Here is a 21,298-nt window from a genome sequence, read left to right as displayed (position 1 = left end):
GCTTTCACCTACCCTGCATGCTGAGAAACAGCTTTTTGGTCTTTATATTGGATATCATAAATACGTTTATATGGTCCATTTTTTTCAAGCAGCTCTTTATGTGTTCCTCTTTCAGCGACTTTTCCTGAATCGAGAACGATAATTTCATCTGCATGCTTTAGAGAAGAAATTCGGTGAGCAATGATAAATGTCGTTCTCCCTTTCATTACCTCATTCAGTTCCTTTTGAATATGAAACTCTGTATCCATATCCACCGCACTTGTTGAATCATCCAAAATAAGAATACTTGGATTCACACAAATCGCCCGAGCTATGGCAATCCGCTGCTTTTGTCCTCCTGACAATCCCATTCCACGCTCTCCAAGCATAGTGTCATATCCCTTAGGAAGTTCCATGATGAAGTCATGTGCTTGGGCTCTTTTTGCAGCGTCGATAATTTCCTCCATTGGCGCATCAGGTCTTCCGTATGATATGTTGGATTTTATTGTGGACGAAAAAAGAAATGATTCCTGCAGGACAACTCCTATGCTTGATCGAATCGTTTTTAAGGGGTAATCGTTTATATCCCTTCCATCAAGCAAGATCTTCCCGCTACACGGTTCATAAAAGCGGTTCATGAGCTGTGTGATACTTGTTTTCCCAGCCCCTGTCGCCCCGATAAGTCCAATTGTCTTTCCAGTCGGAGCGTCGAATGAAACATCATCTAACGCTTGTGCAACTTCCCGGTTATATTGAAGAGAAACACCTAAAAATGTGACATGTCCTTCCAATTTTTGAACTTCAACCGTTTGTTCACTGTCAGTGATTTCTTCATCTGCTTCCAATATTTCAAGTAAACGTTCTCCAGAAGCTTTCGATTGAGAAAAAAGATTGATGACAAATCCCAAGTTCATGATCGGCCACATAATGTACCAGACGAGACTGAAGAAAGCGACGAGCTCCCCTGGCTGAACACTCCCATTCATAACTAAATATCCCCCATATGTTAAAAGGGCAACAACACAAATATTCCCGATGAACTCCATTAATGGAAAGTATTTGGCCCATACATTCGCAGTATCCAAATACTTTTCCTTGTAATCTCCATTCGAATTGTTAAAGCGTGATATTTCAAATTCTTCTCTTGACAAAGATTTAACCGTGTGTATCCCGCTTATATTTTCCTGCACCTTTGTATTTAATTTACCAAAGGATTTTCTAATTCCTCTAAAAGCTGGATGAACCCGTTTGTCAAACATAAAAACAACTACGCCAAGGAAAGGAAGAGCGGCTATTGTTACAAGCGTAAGTGGAACAGAATAATAAAACATGACACATAGACTAATCCCAATCAGCAGGATAAACCGAACGAGTTCAGCAATTCCAAATGAAAGAAAGAAACGAAACCCTTCAACATCTGCAGTAAGACGTGACATAAGGTCACCAGTCTTCGCGTTATCATAATACCTAAATGGTAGTCGCTGCAGCTTTTCATATAGCTCATTTCTCAAACGATAGACTGACTTAATCCCAAAAATATCCCCTAGAAATTGATGAAAATACGTTGTCAGCCCTTTTACAGCCATCAGAGCAATAAAGCCGAGTGCAATCCACGGAATAAGACCAAATTTTTCTTTTAGTACAACTTCGTCAATTGTAATCTGCAGGACCATTGGATAGACAACCGTAATCGCTGTCATAAACAACATAAAAAACATGGACCATAAAAAATTCCGCTTGTATGGCATGTAAAATTCTTTCAGCTTTTTAAACGTCTCCACCAAACCCCTCCTTTGTCACAAAGAAAAATTTTACAATGTATTACTTAATATATCGGTTTTCGAAATATATTTCCAGCTATTTGACTAAATTTTTTCAAAATTAATACAATAGAAGGAAAGCCCCTCCAACCATTGGCGTTGTCTTCTCATCCTTTAGATGGAGAAACGGTGCCAGGCACCTTGCGATCGCTTTCAAACTAAACTTAGTAAAAAATTTCTCCCTGTCGCATATAGATAAAATAACTAAGAAAAAAATATAAAGGCGGCGATAACGATCATGGAAAAAAGTCAATCCAATCTCAACACACCGCATTTTGAAATAGATGACCAAAAAACATTTTTCTTAAAGTCAGAGCTTGAGCGCTACAAACAGCAAGTTGAACAGCTTCAATCTCAATACTATTATCAAAAAAGTGAAAAGCTGAAGAGGGTAAACGAAGAATTGGAAATGAAGATCAGCCAGCTGTATGAGGAGCTTAAGGCAAACGAGGAATATGAAGAAGAACTATCAAAGGACAGACTGAGTTTAATGAATGAAAAGAATAAATTAGAAGCAAAGCTTCAAAATCAGCAGGATCTCTTTATCCATGAATCCCTTCAATATAAACAAGTATTAAAACAGCATGAACAATTGACAAACCAACGGACAGAGCTGATATCGGAAACGAAATACCTTAAGAACGAACTGGAGCAAGCAAAATCAAAAGTATCAGCGCTGGAAAGTGAACTACACAAAGAGATTGGTGAAAATAATCTTATCAAAGATGAACTCACTACGAAAGAGAAGCAGCTGGAAAGGCTAAATGGTGAATTTGACTTAGTTAATCATCACTATCATATAATGAAAACACAGCTGGATGAATCACAAGAAAATAATCAGAAGCTTTTAACTGAAATATTAAATCGAACAACAGCTTTTGAACAAATATTTGAGCAAATTAAGGAAATCAATGAACGATTTGAACAAACAAATAAACAACTTGCAGAAGCAGAATCCTCCAGGAAAAAATGGTTTTTCAAAACGTCTGAATCCTATAAAAAGCAATTGTCTCAAGACAAGGAATTCTATGCTGAGCGCATAATGGACATTCAATCAGCAATGAACGAGCAAAAAGAAACACTTGAAAAAATGAAAAAAACACTCGGCACAGAAAAATTAGCAAACAAAAAAATATCCATTTCTTTTAATAAAGATGAGCCGACTCAAAAACTAACTCCACCAAAAGAACGGAAAATCACCAATTTTTCTATCGACCAGGTAGCTAAAAGGAGCCAAAAACGATTCAAAGTAAAATCCTACCACGGCCAAGTTCATCGCCGGTCACAGAAATATAAATGAAGGATTTGATTCATAACCCGTTATCCGATTAATTGTTCCGTTTTTGGATTATTTGCACCGTTATCCGGTAATTGTGCCGTTATCTGATTATTTGCGCCGTTATCCGGTTATTTGCACCGCTGCCTGGTTAATTGCGACTGGAGGGTTTCATTTTACTATTGGCTGATTCGATAGGAAGAGGAATCTTACCGCCATCGAAATTCCAGCTGGGTTCATTACATCAGTCATCGGAGCCCCCTACTTTTTGTTTTTAATGTGGCAGCAATCCCGTACAAGAAAAGAATCATAACCACCAGTCAATCGGTAGTTATGATTTTTATTTTTCCTTTTTACTATATTGAACGTCTGTTAATTCATTTTCCACATCATTTTCAACCACATGTTTAAGGATTGACAATTTGTTGTCCCAAAATTGCTCGTAAAAAGAAAGCCATTGTTTTAATTCTGCCAATGGTTCTGGTTGCAAGCGGTAAAGTTTTTTTCTGCCTATCTTTCGTCCACACACTAATTCTGCTTCTGAAAGGATATGAAGATGTTTTGCAATAGCCGTGCGGCTCATTGGAAAATGAGATGTTATTTCTGAGATTGGCAATTCCTTTTCAGCTAGAAGCCGGAGTACTCCTCTGCGAGTTGGGTCAGCAATCGCTTGAAATACATCATACTTTTGCGCTGATTGGGACACTTAATTCTCCACATCCTTACGAAGTCTCTCAATTATTCCTCCCCAGCCATGATTCATTCTATCACGAATGACAGAAGTCTTTTCATTAGCTTTTCCAACAGTTTCACCAAGATTTTCCCATCCACCGTGAATAAGAGTAAACTCTGTCTTACCGTCCAACTCCTTTAAGATAAATGAAACAACCCAACCCTCGATATCCCATGTGAATGAAAGTCGATTAGGGGGGTCCAGTTCTATGACTTTACATGGTGATGGTCCGAAAGGTGATTGCAAATGGAATTCATGTCCTAATTTTGGTTCGAAATCATTTGGCATGAACCATGATGAAATGCCTTCCGAAGTCGATACAGTATCCCATACTTTTTGAATAGGGGCTTCAAATATAACCTTTTGCTTGATATCTTGTATTGGATTTTGATTATTTGTTTCCAAGAACATTCTCCTTTCTCTCACCAAAATAACACCTTTTGGTTTCGTTTATTATAATATAACACCTTTTGGTTTCATGTCAATTTTTATTTTTCCAATTCTATTTATTCTGATTCACGGTTTAACAAACAATTTATAAAGTACTCTCTGGCTTTTTCACTGTCAGATTATTTCCTGCCATTAGCAAGAAATCAGGTTTTTAAATTTGCTAAACCATTCTTTTTCGCAACTACTAGAATTTAAGGTTTAAATTCTTTCAAAACGTGTAGTTAATAAATAACAATACTTTTAAGGAGGAATTTTTGATGAAAATCAAAGAAATGATGACAGATGATATTGTGTATTGTGAACCAAATGCTTCTGTAAAAGAGGCTGCATTGTTAATGAAGGAGAATGAAATAGGATCGGTTCCCGTATGTGAGGACGATAAAAAGGTAAAGGGGATTATTTCGGACCGGGATATTGTGATTCGATGTGTAGCCGAAGAAAAGACTGATGCCTCTGTAAAAGATGTCATGAGTGAAGATCTAATTACAGGTCAGCCAAATATGTCTGATAAGGAAGCAAGTAAGCTGATGGCAGATCATCAAATCCGCCGCTTGCCAATTGTCGAAGATGGAGCTTTAGTTGGAATGGTTGCTTTAGGAGATCTTGCAGTTGAACAATCTGATAAAAAAGCTGGTGAGGCTTTAAGTGAAATTTCCAAATAAACTCGTAATAAAATGACGTGCAGTGAGGTTTGCTTTATTCCCTACTGAATCTTGCATCCAGCTGTGTGAGGTTCGCCCATTTCGGCGAACCTCCATTTTTTAAATCTTCAATTTGAATACTAAATTCACAATGGAATCTGAGAACTGCCCTTTGTCAAGGATTAAAACTTGGTTGCCGAGACTGGATTCGAACCAGTGAAATCACGTTGGAGCCAAAGTACGTTGCTCTACAAAAAATATTAGAGGTTAGAAAAAGTCATGTTTATACATGGCTTTTCTTTTTGTTTACAATGTGATACTACTCTTCGCACATACTTCGTATTGTTCAAATACCTCTCATAATTATGTTTGACACACATATTAGAGATTGCTAATATGATAATAACAAACACATTAGCTCGGTCTAATATATTGGGAGGCTACTATATGAAAACCATTAATATCGACATGAAAGTAAAATTAATTCATGGATTTTCTAACAAAACAAGGATTCAAATACTCGAATGCATAAAAAACGAAGAAAAGACCGTTTCTCAAATTGTTGAAGAGATTAATGGTAATCAATCAAATATTTCTCAACACCTTGCTTGTTTAAAAGGTTGCGGGATTATTGCAGGGAGAAATGAAGGAAAATACTGTTATTACAGCTTAAGTAATCAACATATACGAGATTTATTAACGATGTTTGATGTCGTCCTTGAAGATGTTCAAAATGATGTTGCATGCTGCGAACGTCACATAGATTAGGAGTTGGGATGAATGGCGGATAAATGCTGCGGTTCAAATGAAAAAGAACCACAAATAATAAAAGAAAATAAAGACTGTTGTCGTAATCAGATTGAAAAAATAGAAAGCACTAGCGCTAAAGTGACTGACAATTGTTGCAGTAGTGAAGAAGTTGATTTAAAGACAAGTAACACTTCTTGTTATAGTAGTCCAACTGAACAAGCAGACTTCACCAATGTAAATGAATCAAACAGTTGCTGTAACAGCCAAACATCAGCTGTGAATGATGAAGATACAATTGCTATTTCATCTAGTTGTACTAATGAAGATGAAGGAATACAAGAAAAATCGAGCTGTTGTTCAAGTAAAATGGAAGAACCTAAAAAGGAAAATAAACTTTCTGCTAGAGGCGAAAAAGCTGAATATCGAATTCACGGAATGGATTGTCCTTCTTGTGCATTAACGATTGAAAAAGGACTTAGCGGGTTAATTGATATTGAAGAGGTTAAGGTAAATTACAATACTGCAAAGCTACAAGTGGTTGGAAAAATGGGTACTTCATTTGATTTAATAGAAAATGAAGTTAAAAAACTTGGATACACGATTGAACCACTAAAACAAAACAATAATGTAAAAACATATAATGTTGAAGGTATGGATTGTGGAAGTTGTGCAAAGAGCATTGAAAACCACTTGAATACGATTTCTGGGGTTAAGAATGTAAATGTGAATTTTTCTACTGGTAAGATGAAAGTAGAACATGAGAATAGTGTGGAAGAAATCATTACTGAAGTTTCTAAAATTGGTTTTAAAGCTTCATTGCTTTCTAAAAATAATAAAACAACACAGGCTTCCCCAAAAAATAATGATAATGGCTTAATTATTCTGTCTGGAATTCTAATTGCATTCGGATTTATAGGTTCTTTTACAGGAATATCTTCAATGATGTCTAACCTTCTCTACGCTGTTGCAATGGTGATAAGCGGCTATAAACCAGTTAAAAGTGCTTTTTATTCTATTAAAAGCCGTTCATTAGATATGAATGTGCTAATGTCAGCAGCCGCTATTGGAGCGGCATTAATTGGAGAATGGTTAGAAGGTGCAACAGTTGTTTGGTTGTTTTCTTTAGGCACTACTTTACAAAACAAGTCAATTGAGAAAACAAGGAACTCTATCCGTAATTTAATGGATTTAGCTCCCCAAGAAGCGTGGATTAAGGCGGGAACAGAATTGATTAAAATGCCTGTTGAAGATGTTTCAATTGGTGATATTGTTATTATAAAACCAGGAGATAGAATCCCTTTAGATGGAGAAATACTTCAAGGAGAATCCAGCGTTAACCAAGCACCAATTACAGGGGAATCTATTCCTGTCGATAAAGTAATTGGTGATACAGTTTATGCTGGAACAATTAACGAAAGTGGCTCTCTTGAAATCAAAGTGACTAAATTAGTCGAAGATACCACGATTTCTAAAATCATACATTTAGTTGAAGAAGCACAGGAACAAAAAGCACCAACACAAGCATTTGTTGATAAATTTGCTAGTATATATACACCTATTGTGTTTGTCTTAGCATTAGCAGTTATGGTACTGCCTCCCCTTCTTAACTTTGGTACTTGGGGAGAATGGTTCTATAAAGGACTTGAACTATTAGTGGTTGCTTGTCCATGTGCACTGGTTATTTCTACTCCTGTAGCAATCGTTTCAGCTATTGGAAATGCTGCCAAAAATGGTGTGTTAATAAAAGGTGGTACTTTCCTAGAAACAGCAGGTTCAATAAATGCCATTGCTTTTGATAAAACTGGTACTTTAACTGAAGGAAAACCAAAAGTATCTGAAATCATAACTTTAAACACTTCAGAAGAAGAATTATTATCGATTGCTTTAACTTTAGAAGATTATTCAACCCATCCGATTGCAAAAACCATCGTTGAATATGCAAAAGACAAAGGTATTCAATCGAAAAATGGTGAGTTATTTAAGGGTATAGTCGGTAAAGGTGTTCAAGCAACCATCGATGGTGTTATTCATTATGCTGGTAATCTAAAACTGTTTGAAGAAAAGGAAATTTCTTTAGGCAATATTAAGTCACAAGTTCAAGAGATTCAAAGTAAAGGAAAAACAGTAGTAATAATCGGTAATGAACAAAAAATATTAGGTGTCATTTCTGTATCCGATACACTTCGAAAAACTTCTGTAAAAGCACTGCAAGGATTGAAGGAAGTTGGAATTAGCGAAGTTGTTATGTTGACTGGCGATAATGAAGGGACAGCTAAAATGATTTCATCAGAAGCGAATTTAAGCCGCTTCTTTGCTGAATTAATGCCAGAAGATAAAGTTGATGCAATTAAACAATTACAAAAAGAAGGTTATAAGGTAGCAATGGTAGGAGATGGAATAAATGATGCTCCGGCACTTGCCACCGCTGATTTAGGAATTGCTATGGGTGGTGCAGGAACAGATACCGCAATGGAAACAGCTGACATTGTATTAATGGCGGATAACCTTGAAAAGCTTCCACATACCATTCATTTAAGCCGAAAGGCGTTAGCCATTATTAAACAAAACATATGGTTCTCTTTAATTGTTAAGTTTATAGCTTTAGCCCTAATTTTCCCTGGTTGGCTCACTCTTTGGATTGCAGTTTTAAGTGATACAGGAGCGGCTATTATTGTTATTCTTAACGCATTAAGGCTATTAAAGATAAAATAATTAGTAATTTTTCCAAATGAAATTTGGGCACCATAGTCAAAAAGCTGATTTAGAAAGGGCTAAGGATTCTAATAGAATACGATATAAGGAATTAAATCGGAGTATACTTTATAGTAAGGTCATTTCCGTTCACAGAAAGGAGCAGTTATATGAATTTTAATATAAAGGAAGCTATTGAGGTCTTGGAGCGTACACCACAAACATTGGAATTTTTTTTATCTGGTTTATCTGAAAGCTGGCTGCAATGCCATGAAGGCGAAGGAACCTGGAATGCTTCTGAAGTGATTGAGCACCTCATTGAGGGAGAGAAAAATAATTGGATTCCACGGTTAGAAATGATTCTTCGGGAAGGGGAAAGTAAAACATTTCCCCCATTTGATCGTTATTCTCACATAAAAGTGGGATCTGAAAAATCGATTGAACAAAAGCTCCTTGAATTTAAAACGATTAGAACAAAAAACATATCCAAACTTATGGTTCTTATTGAACCTGAATTGCATCTTGAATTGACGGGTTCACACCCTGCATTTGGTGTAGTGAAGGTAAAAGAATTGCTTTCTACGTGGGTTGTTCATGATTTAACCCACATTGCTCAAATCATGCGGGTAATGGCCGAGAGATACAGGATGGACGTTGGGCCTTGGAAAGAATATTTAGGTATATTGAAAAAGGAATGATTACATGAGAAAAAAGGTCAGATCCCGTATAGAAAATTCACTAATGTGGGTTATGATCTTTTTTTGATGATCTCATCATGTTCGAGCTCACAGTGCCGAAGCATACCCATTTCTTTCAAGTCTAACTGTCCGCATTGCTGTCAGAAAATTTAGCATTCAAAAAGTCATACAACAAATGCTTGTTTTCCCTGCGCTTTTCAACAATCAATTTAGCATAGACAACTGTGTAAAAATACCCTTCAAAAGAAGTGTGGATTTTACCCATTTTTTTAGCAAACACTGTTTGTTTAAAGGCTTGAACGATGCATTCAATGACATCATCTAAGCATTTTAGCAGATTGATTTTGTTATAGGCAATCAACACTCTATTCCAGAGCTTATAAATTTCAATTGCGGGAAAGAAAGGTTTTGCAGCTTGCACAAATTCTGGAGAAATCGAATCAGGAAGATAGCTAGGGTCCAAATTATGAAATGACGACTCTAACGTTGTCATTTCGTTATTTGGTTTTAATTCTTTCTCACAGAGTGAGCTTTGTTTATTCTTTGTTTTATTAGGGGTGACAGTTGGCGTGACAGTATGGGATGACATGTCAATTTTCATTGAATCAATCGGTTCATAAGCTTGAATGACAAGGAGATTCACTCCTTGTTTTCCATTTAATCTAGCAGTCGGGATTTTTTTGATGATTCTCGATTCTTCCAGTTTTTTAACAGCTCTAATAACCGTTCTTCTGCTCAACTTTACATGCTCAGCAATGTAATCATACTTTGCAAAGGAGACACCGACAACTTTCACGGAATACTTCCAAATATGAGAAAGAACCGAAAGTGTCCCATCTGACAATTCGGCTTTATGTTTGTACAAAAATCCCCGTACAGATTGATCCATTTCTTCTTTCGTTTGAAACGATTGATACCGCTGGATCGTTTCGTAATTGAGTTTTTCCACGCTTCTCTCTCCCTAAAAAGTTATGAACAAACACAAAGAGCTCTTTCTTAGCTCCTTCTATCCTTCTATATAAGCTTCTTTCAGGGTAAAGTAGCTATTAAATTTCCGAAATAAGTGGTGAAAAACTTTGAAATAGACCCTAGGGAAATGATCTTCTTTTTCCAACACTTGATTATATAAATAATAAAAAGGCGAGAAACCAAATTTTAGTATGGTTCCTCGCCTCTTCTATAGCATAGGCTGTTTTTGTAAGGTTTTCATGAGATTGAAATATAGTTAATACTCCGAGCTTTGTCTCTCCCTGAAAAAAGAGGTGGGGTGTGAGACTAGACGCTATCGGACAACCACCGACTGCCTTTATGCCAAATCATAAACCCACTTTTAATTGTTGCCTTGCCCTGTGCAGCCTGGTTTTTACAGTCGCAGTGCTCAGTTTTAATTGCTTGGCAATCTCTTTATCTTTTAATCCAGAATATACTTTTAGAACCATTACGTCTCGATAGCTCGGCTTTAGCGTGCTTATCTCTTCTTGAACCTCATTCTTTAAAAATCTGTATTCAATCGCCTCTTCCACTAATTCCGTGCTCTGTTTTTCAAGGAAATACTCTTCCTCAAGTGCTACATCTGAGGCACCTTTATTTTTTCTGATTACATCTATCGCTGTTCTTCTTGCAATAGCAGACAGCCAATTCCCGATTTTTTCCTTATCAAACAGTGTATCAAGCTTTAGAAAAGCTTTCAAAAATGTTTCTTGGGTAATATCTTCAGATACATGCGGATCCTTTGTCATACAGTAGGCAATATGGTAGATCAATTTATGATATAGGTTATATATTTCATTAAAATTTAGTTGTTCCTTTTCTATAGCCGATGCCATGGCCATAACATTTCCTCCAATTCATTCATTTCTATTTAATTTTTCTTTAACGAATCCAGGTAAAGTATCCTCATCAAACGAACCTAATTCCAAATTATCATTTTCTTTAAAATAAAAAGCAACTAGGTACTCTCCCTCGACCCCCCATTCGAAATTGTCGAGTGCTTCTACCAATTCCTTGCTTTCAGTTATTTGTAACGTGTCACTGCTTTCAGATATTAATTTTCCAACCTCTTCATGGCTAAAATTATTTTCGTCAAATTGAATAACACTTTTATTTATGACATAAGCGGATGAAATATCGTTCGCAGTCACCACTGCTTCCTCATATTTCCCTGTTTCCATGAACCACTCTGTAAATAAACGGTAGGAATGTTTATATGGCAAGTTCAATCTTTTGTCATTACTTAAAAGTATTTCAATATCTGTGTGAAAACCCCAGTGGCGATTACTATTTTCATATGTTTCTTGATAAATATCTTCCTTTAAAAGCTTAATAGCCTTTTTCAATTCCTTTTCATCCGAAAAAGAAGTACTTTTTTGGTATGGTCCTTGTGAGGTAATCGTCATTTTATCTACATTTTCCTCGCTAATCGATAATATTTCATTGTTCAATTTCTTATATTCCTCTGACTCCACAATCGGTTTATAGAAAGCAGCAAATTGCTTGACATCTGGTAATGAATATCCCCTAATCAATTTATCGCCGTTTTTTAATTCATAAGCGAAAAAAGCTTGGTCTTCATAATTTAAGTTTCTTGACGAATGATTTTTATCGATAAGCTCCTTATGCAGCTCTCTAATCGCATCAATATTTTTTTGTTCGGTAAAATACTTTTTTGGTATTTCTGACTCTTCGAATCCATATTCATATGTGTTATTACTAAAATAGACTCTTGCAATTTCATCTGTATCAGGGATTTTCTTTTCATAGCCTGTAATATCAATCTCCAATAAAAGAAATAATACGACCATGACCCCTGCAAACAGAAAATACCCTTTAATGGATCTAAGAACTCTCCACGTTTTTTGTAAAACCATTTCGGCAATAAAATAACCGAAAATGGAGCCTGCAATATATCCGAAAATTTGCCAGATAAAAGAATCGCCTTGGGTTTGTCCAAAATATAATCCTCCGAGTAATGTAAAACAAAAGGCGACACCATATTTAAAAACAGGCTTCACGCTAATAAAAACAAACGCTTCTGATACTTTTTCAACCTTTCTATACTTATAAAGGAAAAGGGCTCCGACATATAATCCAATAATTAGTATGCAGTAGACAATCGAATGAACAGCAGAAATTCCATTTTCCAAATTAACCAAATTTGTAATAGGTGAGGCCGCTTCGAAATTAGCACGCAAAGAATATTGCGCGGAAAATCCAGCTAGAAAATATTCTAAATGATAGTAAATGAGAACGAGAATTCCTGCTGGAAAAAGCAGCATAATATAAGTTAATATTCCTTGAAGGACTGATATTCCGGTTAACATCCCGATGAAAACAGTTGCAAAGAAGAAAAGCAGCCCTATTAAAACCGTAACCCCTGCCCAATAAAAAACATCTTGTATGCTGTAATAAACTTCAAGATCAATAATGGAAGCTAACAGAATCATGACCAAGCTATTAAACATTACTGGCAGGATAAGAAGGGCACACCCCATTAAACTATATTGGTGAAACACAGTCGTTCTCTTGATCGGCAAGCTGTGAATAAGGTCGGCAGACTGTTTCACTTGAATAAAACGAAATAGAAAAACACTTAATAAAACAGGAATGACAACAAACAAGAGAAATTGAACTTCTATCAGCAGCGAAAATAAATTTACGAGATTCGTAGGAGACAGCTCCTGTTCACTTGTGTAAAGCATTAAAATTCTGAGTGGCAGGGCAAAAAACAGACCAATTAAATAAACGACTCCTATCCAGCCAGTGCTTCTAAAAATCTGAATGGCCATTTCTTTATTAAACCAAGATGTTTTTGAAGTCATAACCAACATCCCCCATCTCATAAATAAAAATTTCTTCCAATGTTAGAGGCAGTAAATCATAAATGATCGGTTGAAATCTTTTGATATAAGTGGAGATTTCTTCTTCCTTTCCTCTGACAATACATAACGACACACTTCCGCGTTGTTCGCTGTATAAAACGTTTAATGGCTTAAGCCAATCTTCTGAAAGTGGTTTTTTGAAGGCAACCTGAATTTTGTGGGTATCTGATTTTAGGTCATCGATCTCTTTTTCCAGCAGCAGTCTACCTTTGTGAAGAATTCCAACATGGTCACATAAATCTTCAATTTCACGCAAGTTGTGCGAAGAGATAAGAACAGTCATCTCCCTTTTAGCTACATCTTGAATGATTAGGTTTTTAACCTTTTTCCTCATAACAGGATCCAGACCATCAAGCGGTTCGTCCAAAATAAGAACATCAGGCATTGTAGAAAGGGCTAACCAGAACGCAACCTGTCTTTGCATTCCCTTTGAGAACGTCTGAACCTTTTTATTACAATCGATGTCAAATACCGCGCTAATTTTATCAAAACGGTCCTGATTCCACCCGCTATACGTTTGTTGATAAAATTGCGCCATTTGCTTGACAGTATATTGTGGAAATACATATGGAATATCCGGAATAAAAAATACTTGCTGCTTGACTGCAGTATTTTCATAAACATTTTGCTGATTGACTTTTATTTCACCCTTATCTTGATGAAGGATACCTGCAATTAATCGAAGCAATGTCGTTTTCCCCGCCCCATTCGAACCAAGTAATCCGTATATAGACCCTTTATTCACGTTAATCGTGACATTTTCGACTGCTTCTAGCTCCTTGAAGATTTTACTGACGTTCGTCAATTGAATCACGATTCTTTCCTCCCCCTATTAACGTTCCTGCCGAATGAACAAGTTCAATAAGCTCTTCCCTTGTCATTCCTAAAAAAATGGCTTCAGTCATTAATTTCTCTATTTCTAACTTCAATTCGTCTAATTTTTCCTGCTTTGAACGTTCACTAGAAGGACTGACAAAACTGCCCTTTCCTTTAATTGAATAGATATATCCATGTGCTTCTAGTTCTCTATATGCCCTTTGTATTGTATTCGGATTAATTGTAAGCTGCTGGGCGAGTGTCCTCACCGAAGGAAGCTGCTCATCAACAGTCAGCACTTCATTAATGATCAGGTCGATAAATCGATCAACAAGCTGCTCATAGATTGGTTTTCTGCTTCTTGGGTCTAAATCAAACATATCTACCCTCCCATTCAAAACACAACTGTATGAACTGTATCAATCGTATGAACTGTATTAAGATAGTTAGTACAGTTTTGATTATAGGATAATTTCTGGGAAAAGAGAAGAGGAAATTTAATAAATTTATAAATCTTTTTTGAAATAACAAATTTTATTTGTAAAGCTGTGGTTTTATTAATGAATGAGGTGGAAGTGATACTTTGGTTCACTTCAAACTCTGAAATGAAGTCTATCGGTGTCTCGCCGAGGGTCCTTTTAATAAAGGTGTATTCAGTCTTTTTTGCTGAAAAAAACGTGATCTATTTGGAAGTCCTTTTCTGTAACGGTAATGACTCCAAATGAAAATTTGGGTTGTCTTCTTTTATCAGTAGGAGATCCGGGGTTAAATAAGAAGGTTCCTTCAATTTTTTCATTTACAGGAATATGGGAATGGCCAAAAATGATACAATCCATATTCTCTTCTTTAAATGCTTCTAATACTCTTTTTTTCGTAGTCCCTCTTGCTCCATGGCCATGAACAATTCCTATTCGGTAACCATGAACAAATAATGTTTGCATAAGTCCAAACTTTTGCTGGATCTTTTCATCATCTACATTTCCCGCTACTCCAACCACATTTCCATATTTAGCCAGTTCATCATACACTTCAAGGGTCTGCCAATCGCCTGCGTGGATGATTAAATCTGACTCCTTTAGGTGCTCAATCAGGATTTCAGGTAATTTTTTCGCTTTTTTAGGGATATGAGTATCTGCTAGGACAATGATTTTCATAAGAAACTCCTTTAAATAAAGATAACAGGAATAAAACAAAGGCAATAGTCGTTAGATGGTACCGTAACAACTATTGCCTTCCTTTTATTTTTATTTAATTATTAGAACAAATGCTGACTATTGTTATTAACAACCTGTAATACTTTTGTTGTTGAAGTCATTTCACTTTTACAAATAGGACAAAGAGGTGTTTCACTGCTTTTAAAGTTGTCTCTTACCCAGCAATTACAATCATCTGCTGAACATTCCCAAACTTTTGTTTCCTCAGTTACAATTTCTTCTTCAGGTTTTCTGCCAAAAGCCATACCAACCCACCTCCAAAGACCATTCAAATCCACTAATTAAAAAAAGGGCCTAAGAGGGAACCTTTCTTTAAGGAGAGAATTTTAGATCAAGAATGAACTTCACCCTACTATCATACCCTATTTATCTTGCTTTTATCAAATTTTTTCAAACTTTCCATAAATAGAGAGTGATTTAAAAGTTATAGAACGAAAAGCGCAAGGCGCTAATCCTTCGGCGACAAGCATAAGACGAGCCGGCATGAAGGTTGTTCTTTAACCTTCTTGACGGATTGGCTTATGACCTAAGGGCCGATGGCGCCTGGAGCTAGACAACGACAACACTCTTTAATACGTTAATACTTTAATTAAATTAAACTTTCTGATCTTATAAGAAAAGCGCAGAGCGACCGCCTATCGGCGACAAACACAAGGCGAGCCGGCATGAAGGGTTATTTTTTAACTTTCTTGACGAATTGACCCTGAGACCTCAGGGCCGTTGCGCCCTGCGCTGGAAAAAGATATCTCGCTTTTACACGTTAACACTTTAATAAACATAAATTTTCTTAAGCTATAAAAAATGATGAAGCGAACATTTAATCCACTTCATCATCTATATCAATTAAGCTGTTTGTACGTTTGCAGCTTGAGGTCCACGATTACCTTCAACAACTTCGAAAGAAACTTTCTGACCTTCTTCTAATGTTTTAAAACCTTCTGTTTGAATGGCAGAGAAATGCACGAATACATCGTTGCCTTCAGTAATTTCAATGAAGCCAAAACCTTTTTCTGCATTAAACCATTTAACTGTACCTGTTTGCATGTTATTGCCTCCTAGAAAAAATGTTCACACTAAGAGTTAAGTATTAAAAAATCAAGAAAATTCACGAAGCTGTTTCCTAATCAAAATATCAAATCTTAGTAGTAACAATTAATACTATCAAAATATTTTTATATCGTCAACTAAATAGGAATAAAAAACAAAAAATAACCAAATATTAAAAAGAGAAAACGAAAAAAAGGAGTTATCAATATGAACATACAGCGTGCCAAGGAAATTTCAGGTTCTGGTAAGTCTTATCAAGTGACTTTTAACGGGAAACCGATTTATATCCAACATGTAGATGAAGGTAAAGCAACAGCGAGAATCTTTTTTGATGGAAATCCTGAAGACGAACATGAAGTATCTGTTACTGAGCTAAAAGAAGAATAGCCCCAAATATTTTAGCAAAGAGGAAGCTGCCTATTCGGCAGCTTGTCTAATTTGCAGAATTTATAATTTCACTACATCTGCTGCTTGCGGTCCGCGATTACCTTCAACAATGTTGAATTGAACCTTTTGACCCTCTTCAAGCGTTTTGAATCCTTCGCCCGTGATTGCACTAAAGTGAACGAATACATCGCTCCCGCCTTCAACCTCGATGAAGCCAAAACCTTTTTCTGCGTTGAACCATTTAACTGTCCCTGTTTCCATTAATAAAACCCTCCAAAATAATTCTTAATATGTTCCTTTTCTTTACTTGTATGGCAAATAAAAATTCACATATTAAAAAGAAGATCAACTATTTGGAGTTAATCACCTTTCTAACATGTGAATTTCAAAGCTCCAGATATTTGAAACTTAGCTTCTACATTTTAACTTTTTAAGTCACAAGAATATATTAATTGAATTTTCTATGAATTGCAAGAGTTTACATTCATTTCATAGCTTAATTAAATTTTTTCAAAAGAACGAAAAGCTCAGGGGGCTAGTCCTTCTGCGACAAGCATTCAGGCGAGCCGGCATGAAGGTTGTTTCTTTAACCTATTTGACGGATTGGCTTATGACCTAAAGAGCCGATGGCGCCTGGCCGGCACTAGGACGTCCTGTCTGCCTGCGCCGGACATCGGTAGCCAACATAAATAATTTAATACTTTTTTAACTTAACTTGATCTCATAAAAAAAGAGTAGCTGAAATGGCTACTCCCTTGACTACGCGTTTTCTGTTTCATTCAAGACACGGTTTACACGTTTTTCCAGCATTTTCATACCGCTTCCGCCTGCTTGGAAGTGTCGTAATTGTCCTTCTTTATCAAACACATAATAGGCTGGTACATATTGATTTTCAAATGCATCTGTTAATTTATGCTCACTATCTACAAAAATGGGCTGTGTAATATCATGCTCGCCTGCTACTTTTTTGATGTCTTCTAATTTTAAGTCATCTTCTGAACGTGGCATATGAACGGCAACTACATTTAATTTATCCTTATATTGATCACGAAATTCGTTAACTTGAGGCATTGCCTCCTTACAAAGATGACAGCTGATAGACCAGAAATGGATTAAGGTTGGTTTTTCACCTGTTAATTCACTTTTAGAAACCTCTCCGTTTAACCATTCGGTTGCACCAGTTAACTCAGGCATTTGTTCTCTTAATTTCATCGTAATTCCTCCAATATTAACCCTGTTATCAGGATTTAAAATTGCTTAAAAAAGACCTAACTAACCGTTAGGCCCCTTTTCATATTCATAAATAGTGATTTATAAAGTAGCTTGTCCAGGCTTCCAGTTTGCAGGGCAAAGTCCGCCAGTTTGAAGAGCTTGAAGTACGCGTAAAGTCTCGTCAACGTCACGGCCAATGTTGTTGTGGTTCACAACAGCATATTGTAATTCACCTTCTGGATTGATAATAAATAATCCGCGAAGCGCTACACCTTCTTCTTCAATTAATACACCGTATTCGCGAGAAACAACATGATTTGTGTCTGCAGCAAGTGAATATTTAAGATCTCCTAGACCATTGTCTTTACGGTCTGTGTTGATCCAAGCTAAGTGAGTATGAATAGTGTCAGTTGATACACCGATTACTTCAGCGTCAAGATCTTCAAACTCATCGTGGCGATCAGATAAAGCTGTAATTTCTGTTGGGCATACAAATGTGAAATCCATTGGATAGAAGAAAAGCACTGTCCATTTGTCGTTTTTCATGTTTTCCTCTAAGCTTACTTTACCAAATTCTTTGTTTCCCAAAACAGCATCCATTTCAAATCTTGGAGCTTGTTTACCTACCATACGTTCTGCCATTATGTATCCCTCCATATAATTTGATTTGATAAGAAATGATTCTTACCTTTCATATGCAATTGAGAATTCAATAATTTGATTCTCAATTAACTTTCCTAATTCATATAAAATTATAACTGAACCTCTTTTTTTAGTCAATATTAAATAATAATTAATTTAAAGAAGGAATTTAAATCGACTAAAAAAATAGCCCATTGATTGTTATTCCCTTTTCTTCTTCAATTCAATCATGGAATTTGCTCAATTATTCAATTGAAATTTTTTTCTTTTGTGATAGACTTTACAACTGCCCCAGCTTTTATCGTTACATTTAGTTTAACATGTCCTAAAAGAGGGAACCAAGTATAATGCTTTTTTGAATTACATAAGAAAGGAAGAGGAAAAATGGCTGTAATAGAAAACATAAACTGGGCTGCTATAATGACGGGCGCAGGAATTATTGCATTAAAATTAATTGGAATCATTATCGTTTTTTTCATCGTCAGAGCGATAGGTACAAAACTGATTGAAAAAATGTTTGATCGACTGCAAACAAGAGAAAATATTTCTCTTGGGAGAGCGAAAACACTGCAAAGCTTAAGTCTAAACGTATTTGCTTATGTACTGATTTTTATTTTCGTTGTCATGGTCTTTCAAGTTTTTGAATATGATGCGACGGCCCTGCTCGCAGGGGCAGGAGTTGTTGGACTCGCAATAGGGTTTGGTGCTCAAGGTTTAGTAAGTGATGTGGTTACAGGTTTCTTTTTATTGCTTGAAAAACAAATTGATGTCGGAGATTATGTTACAGCAGCTGGTTTCAACGGCATAGTAGAACAAGTAGGACTACGAACCACACAAATTAGAGGATTTGATGGAACTCTCCATTACGTTCCTAATCGAGAAATTACAAACCTAAGCAACCATTCTCGCGGAAACATGAGAGCACTTGTCGATATCGGGATCTCTTATGATGACAATATAGATGAGGCTATTCAAGTCATTCAGCAGGTATGTGACCGCATTGCAGCAGAAACTCCAACAATCGTTGATGGACCAAATGTTATTGGGGTGCAATCATTAGGTGCTTCTGATGTTGTCCTTCGCGTCATCGCCAAAACGGAGAACATGGAACAATGGGCTGTTGAACGGCAAATTCGAAAAGAACTAAAAGAAGCATTCGATATAAATGGGATCGAAATACCGTTCCCTCATCAAGTGTATATTGAGAAAAAAGAATAGTACTATGAGAAAGGCTTCGCTGAGGGCGAAGCCTTTTGATGTTTTGTACTTCTGTAATCGGATAAATGTTAATTGCGCCGGTAACGCAATAATTGCACCGTCAGCTGATTAATTGCTCCGATTTCGAAATATTTGCGCCGTCAGACGATTTTTCGCTCCGTTTTCGAAATTTTTGTACCGTCAGCCGATTATTTGCACCGTTTTCGAAATTTTTGTACCGTCAGCCGATTATTTGCACCGTTTTCGAAATTTTTGCATAAAAAAGGGGCCAGGCACCGATTTGAACCTTAGTGCCTGACCTTTTTCTATTGTCGTTGAATTTTGCTTTCGACCTGCTGGCAGATCTCATCTGCAGACATCCCGCTTGCTTCAATAACTGAGCCGGGAATAACGCTATTATTGATCCCCATAACATTGGAATTTTGTCCAGTTACGACACAGCAATCACAGCCATTTGCATCGTTTTCATTTTTCAGCTGTACAACATCATAACCCTTTTGTTTTAATGCTGCTTCTACATCTGACAGGGATTGTTCAACACCGATTTTTGGCATTTTTTTAATCCACCTCCTACAAATAATGTGTCTCATGGAGGCAGGGTTTATACCGTATTATCCTTGGTTTGCTTTAAAAGTTATATAATTGCACATAAGGCTGACCGCTTTGATAATTGCTTCTTCATTGGGCTGCAGTTTTGCATGATGCAAGCCATATTCTGATTCTACACCAAGCCAAAACATAAAACCTGGTATGTCAGCCAGCATGTATCCAAAATCCTCGCCTGTCATCGCTTCTTTACATAAAATGAATTTTGTGTGGGGATCATCATTCACAAACTCAATAAATTCGTCCGTTAATTGTTCTTCATTAAAGACCTGATGGTACATAGCTCCGTAGTCAATAACAGCCTCGCAGTTATATCCGATTTCTACACCATGGACAAGCGCTTCAATGCGCTCCTTCACTTTTTTCATAGATTCGACTGATAAAGTGCGAATCGTTCCTTCAATTCTTGCACGTTCTGCAATAATATTTTGCACAGTGCCTCCGGCAATTTTCCCAATTGTCACAACGGCACTATCGAGAGGATCGACATTCCTTGCAACAATTGATTGGAGCTGAGTAACAAGTGAACAGGCGGCCACCACCATATCTTGTGTAGTATGAGGATATGCAGCATGACCGCCTTTTCCTTTCAGATCTACATATAATTCAGAAGTATTCGCAAATAACAGACCAGGCTTGGTAGCAATAGATCCAACGGGGAGATCTGGTGATATATGTAATGCAGTGATCATATCAGGCTTCCACTGTTTCATTTCCGTACTTTGAAGCATAGGTTCGGCTCCGCCCGGTCCTTCTTCGGCAGGCTGAAAAATAAATAATAGATCATCATCTATTGGATTTCTGGCAAAATGGGTGAGAATTCCAAGTGCAATCGTCATATGGAAATCATGTCCGCAGGCATGCATTTGCCCAATATGTTCAGATTGAAATTCAAAGCCTGTCTCTTCGGTGATTGGCAGGCCATCAATATCTGCACGATACCCTATTGTTTTTGCAGGGTTTATCCCGTTTATTTTCACAAAAATACCTGTTTTCCAAGACTTTATTTCGACCCGTTCATTTGGCAAGCTTTTTAAATAATCCAGTAAAAAAGCTTGTGTTTTATATTCTTGAAAACCTAATTCAGGAATGCGGTGCAGTGCTCTGCGAATGTCGATTAATTGCTCGTATGTCATCTTATTTCATCCTCACTCTAAAGGAGAGGCTGGCCTCTTTTGAACAGCCAAAAGCTAGTTTAGCCTGTTCTTTCAGTAGGTCAGCCTCTAAAAAAATTATGGTG

General features: G+C 36.6%; 23 protein-coding genes. 7 read left to right on the top strand and 16 right to left on the bottom strand.

Annotated elements, in window-relative coordinates; all coding sequences use genetic code 11:
• Positions 1-8: 8 nt before the first annotated feature.
• A complete protein-coding gene (locus IC621_RS13825) occupies positions 9-1,760 on the bottom strand; it encodes an ABC transporter ATP-binding protein (protein WP_191158908.1) in 1,752 nt (583 codons plus the stop codon).
• 277 nt (positions 1,761-2,037) lie between these two features.
• Between IC621_RS13825 and IC621_RS13820 the strand changes: the two genes are divergently transcribed.
• Positions 2,038-3,099, top strand: a complete 1,062-nt coding sequence (locus tag IC621_RS13820) for a hypothetical protein (RefSeq protein ID WP_191158907.1) — start codon at positions 2,038-2,040, stop codon at positions 3,097-3,099.
• Between the two features lie 316 nt (positions 3,100-3,415).
• Here the strand turns inward: IC621_RS13820 and IC621_RS13815 are convergent, their stop codons facing one another.
• Both IC621_RS13815 and IC621_RS13810 read right to left on the bottom strand, forming a co-directional pair.
• The gene (locus IC621_RS13815) at positions 3,416-3,781 is read right to left on the bottom strand and encodes an ArsR/SmtB family transcription factor (protein WP_191158906.1); all 366 of its coding nucleotides are present in this window, start codon (positions 3,779-3,781) and stop codon (positions 3,416-3,418) included.
• Entirely contained in the window at positions 3,782-4,213 is a 432-nt protein-coding gene (locus tag IC621_RS13810) for an SRPBCC family protein (RefSeq protein ID WP_224752525.1), read from the bottom strand.
• 302 nt (positions 4,214-4,515) lie between these two features.
• Between IC621_RS13810 and IC621_RS13805 the strand changes: the two genes are divergently transcribed.
• The 4 genes from IC621_RS13805 (at position 4,516) to IC621_RS13790 (ending at position 9,038) form a co-directional block, all read left to right on the top strand.
• The gene (locus IC621_RS13805; protein WP_191158905.1) at positions 4,516-4,920 is read left to right on the top strand and encodes a CBS domain-containing protein; all 405 of its coding nucleotides are present in this window, start codon (positions 4,516-4,518) and stop codon (positions 4,918-4,920) included.
• Positions 4,921-5,346: 426 nt separating this feature from the next.
• Positions 5,347-5,667, top strand: coding sequence for an ArsR/SmtB family transcription factor (locus tag IC621_RS13800; protein WP_191158904.1), 321 nt, complete (start codon positions 5,347-5,349; stop codon positions 5,665-5,667).
• A gap of 12 nt (positions 5,668-5,679) precedes the next feature.
• Positions 5,680-8,361, top strand: coding sequence for a heavy metal translocating P-type ATPase (locus IC621_RS13795; RefSeq protein ID WP_191158903.1), 2,682 nt, complete (start codon positions 5,680-5,682; stop codon positions 8,359-8,361).
• A 149-nt stretch (positions 8,362-8,510) separates the two neighbouring features.
• Complete coding sequence (locus IC621_RS13790; RefSeq protein ID WP_191158902.1) at positions 8,511-9,038, top strand: DinB family protein; 528 nt, start codon at positions 8,511-8,513, stop codon at positions 9,036-9,038.
• A 121-nt stretch (positions 9,039-9,159) separates the two neighbouring features.
• Here IC621_RS13790 and IC621_RS13785 read toward each other — a convergent pair whose 3' ends face one another.
• The 8 genes from IC621_RS13785 to IC621_RS13750 all read right to left on the bottom strand — a co-directional run bounded on the left by IC621_RS13785 (position 9,160) and on the right by IC621_RS13750 (position 15,990).
• Positions 9,160-9,987, bottom strand: coding sequence for a helix-turn-helix domain-containing protein (locus IC621_RS13785; RefSeq protein WP_191158901.1), 828 nt, complete (start codon positions 9,985-9,987; stop codon positions 9,160-9,162).
• 367 nt (positions 9,988-10,354) lie between these two features.
• The gene (locus tag IC621_RS13780) at positions 10,355-10,870 is read right to left on the bottom strand and encodes an RNA polymerase sigma factor (RefSeq protein WP_191158900.1); all 516 of its coding nucleotides are present in this window, start codon (positions 10,868-10,870) and stop codon (positions 10,355-10,357) included.
• A 15-nt stretch (positions 10,871-10,885) separates the two neighbouring features.
• A complete protein-coding gene (locus tag IC621_RS13775) occupies positions 10,886-12,856 on the bottom strand; it encodes a polysaccharide biosynthesis protein (RefSeq protein ID WP_191158899.1) in 1,971 nt (656 codons plus the stop codon).
• Positions 12,831-13,730, bottom strand: coding sequence for an ABC transporter ATP-binding protein (locus IC621_RS13770; RefSeq protein ID WP_191158898.1), 900 nt, complete (start codon positions 13,728-13,730; stop codon positions 12,831-12,833). The genes IC621_RS13775 and IC621_RS13770 overlap by 26 nt, the downstream gene beginning before the upstream one ends.
• Positions 13,705-14,112, bottom strand: a complete 408-nt coding sequence (locus IC621_RS13765) for a GntR family transcriptional regulator (RefSeq protein WP_191158897.1) — start codon at positions 14,110-14,112, stop codon at positions 13,705-13,707. Before IC621_RS13765 ends, IC621_RS13770 begins: the two co-directional genes overlap by 26 nt.
• A 273-nt stretch (positions 14,113-14,385) precedes the next feature.
• Positions 14,386-14,886, bottom strand: coding sequence for a metallophosphoesterase family protein (locus tag IC621_RS13760; protein ID WP_191158896.1), 501 nt, complete (start codon positions 14,884-14,886; stop codon positions 14,386-14,388).
• A 101-nt stretch (positions 14,887-14,987) separates the two neighbouring features.
• Positions 14,988-15,191 (bottom strand): cold-shock protein, encoded by a 204-nt coding sequence (locus IC621_RS13755; protein WP_191158895.1) that lies wholly within the window; start codon positions 15,189-15,191, stop codon positions 14,988-14,990.
• 598 nt (positions 15,192-15,789) lie between these two features.
• A complete protein-coding gene (locus IC621_RS13750; RefSeq protein ID WP_191158894.1) occupies positions 15,790-15,990 on the bottom strand; it encodes a cold-shock protein in 201 nt (66 codons plus the stop codon).
• 210 nt (positions 15,991-16,200) lie between these two features.
• On the opposite strand from IC621_RS13750, the gene IC621_RS13745 reads away from it, so the two are divergent.
• A complete protein-coding gene (locus IC621_RS13745) occupies positions 16,201-16,380 on the top strand; it encodes an H-type small acid-soluble spore protein (protein WP_191158893.1) in 180 nt (59 codons plus the stop codon).
• Positions 16,381-16,440: 60 nt separating this feature from the next.
• On the opposite strand, the gene IC621_RS13740 is transcribed toward IC621_RS13745, so the two are convergent.
• From IC621_RS13740 to IC621_RS13730, 3 genes are all read right to left on the bottom strand, one after another.
• The gene (locus IC621_RS13740; RefSeq protein ID WP_191158892.1) at positions 16,441-16,641 is read right to left on the bottom strand and encodes a cold-shock protein; all 201 of its coding nucleotides are present in this window, start codon (positions 16,639-16,641) and stop codon (positions 16,441-16,443) included.
• A gap of 498 nt (positions 16,642-17,139) precedes the next feature.
• Positions 17,140-17,592 (bottom strand): TlpA family protein disulfide reductase, encoded by a 453-nt coding sequence (locus tag IC621_RS13735; protein ID WP_191158891.1) that lies wholly within the window; start codon positions 17,590-17,592, stop codon positions 17,140-17,142.
• A gap of 99 nt (positions 17,593-17,691) precedes the next feature.
• Positions 17,692-18,234, bottom strand: a complete 543-nt coding sequence (locus tag IC621_RS13730; RefSeq protein WP_191158890.1) for a peroxiredoxin — start codon at positions 18,232-18,234, stop codon at positions 17,692-17,694.
• Between the two features lie 384 nt (positions 18,235-18,618).
• On the opposite strand from IC621_RS13730, the gene IC621_RS13725 reads away from it, so the two are divergent.
• Positions 18,619-19,452, top strand: coding sequence for a mechanosensitive ion channel family protein (locus IC621_RS13725; RefSeq protein ID WP_191158889.1), 834 nt, complete (start codon positions 18,619-18,621; stop codon positions 19,450-19,452).
• Positions 19,453-19,757: 305 nt separating this feature from the next.
• Here the strand turns inward: IC621_RS13725 and IC621_RS13720 are convergent, their stop codons facing one another.
• Together IC621_RS13720 and IC621_RS13715 are read right to left on the bottom strand one after the other, a co-directional pair.
• Positions 19,758-20,006 (bottom strand): YkuS family protein, encoded by a 249-nt coding sequence (locus tag IC621_RS13720; protein WP_191158888.1) that lies wholly within the window; start codon positions 20,004-20,006, stop codon positions 19,758-19,760.
• A gap of 57 nt (positions 20,007-20,063) precedes the next feature.
• Entirely contained in the window at positions 20,064-21,194 is a 1,131-nt protein-coding gene (locus tag IC621_RS13715; RefSeq protein ID WP_191158887.1) for an N-acetyldiaminopimelate deacetylase, read from the bottom strand.
• Positions 21,195-21,298: the final 104 nt, after the last annotated feature.

This window comes from Metabacillus arenae, from assembly GCF_014773385.1.
GTDB lineage: Bacteria > Bacillota > Bacilli > Bacillales > Bacillaceae > Metabacillus_D > Metabacillus_D arenae.
The sequence above is the reverse complement of the archived record's forward strand: the minus strand, read 5'-3'. Positions and strand labels throughout refer to the sequence as shown.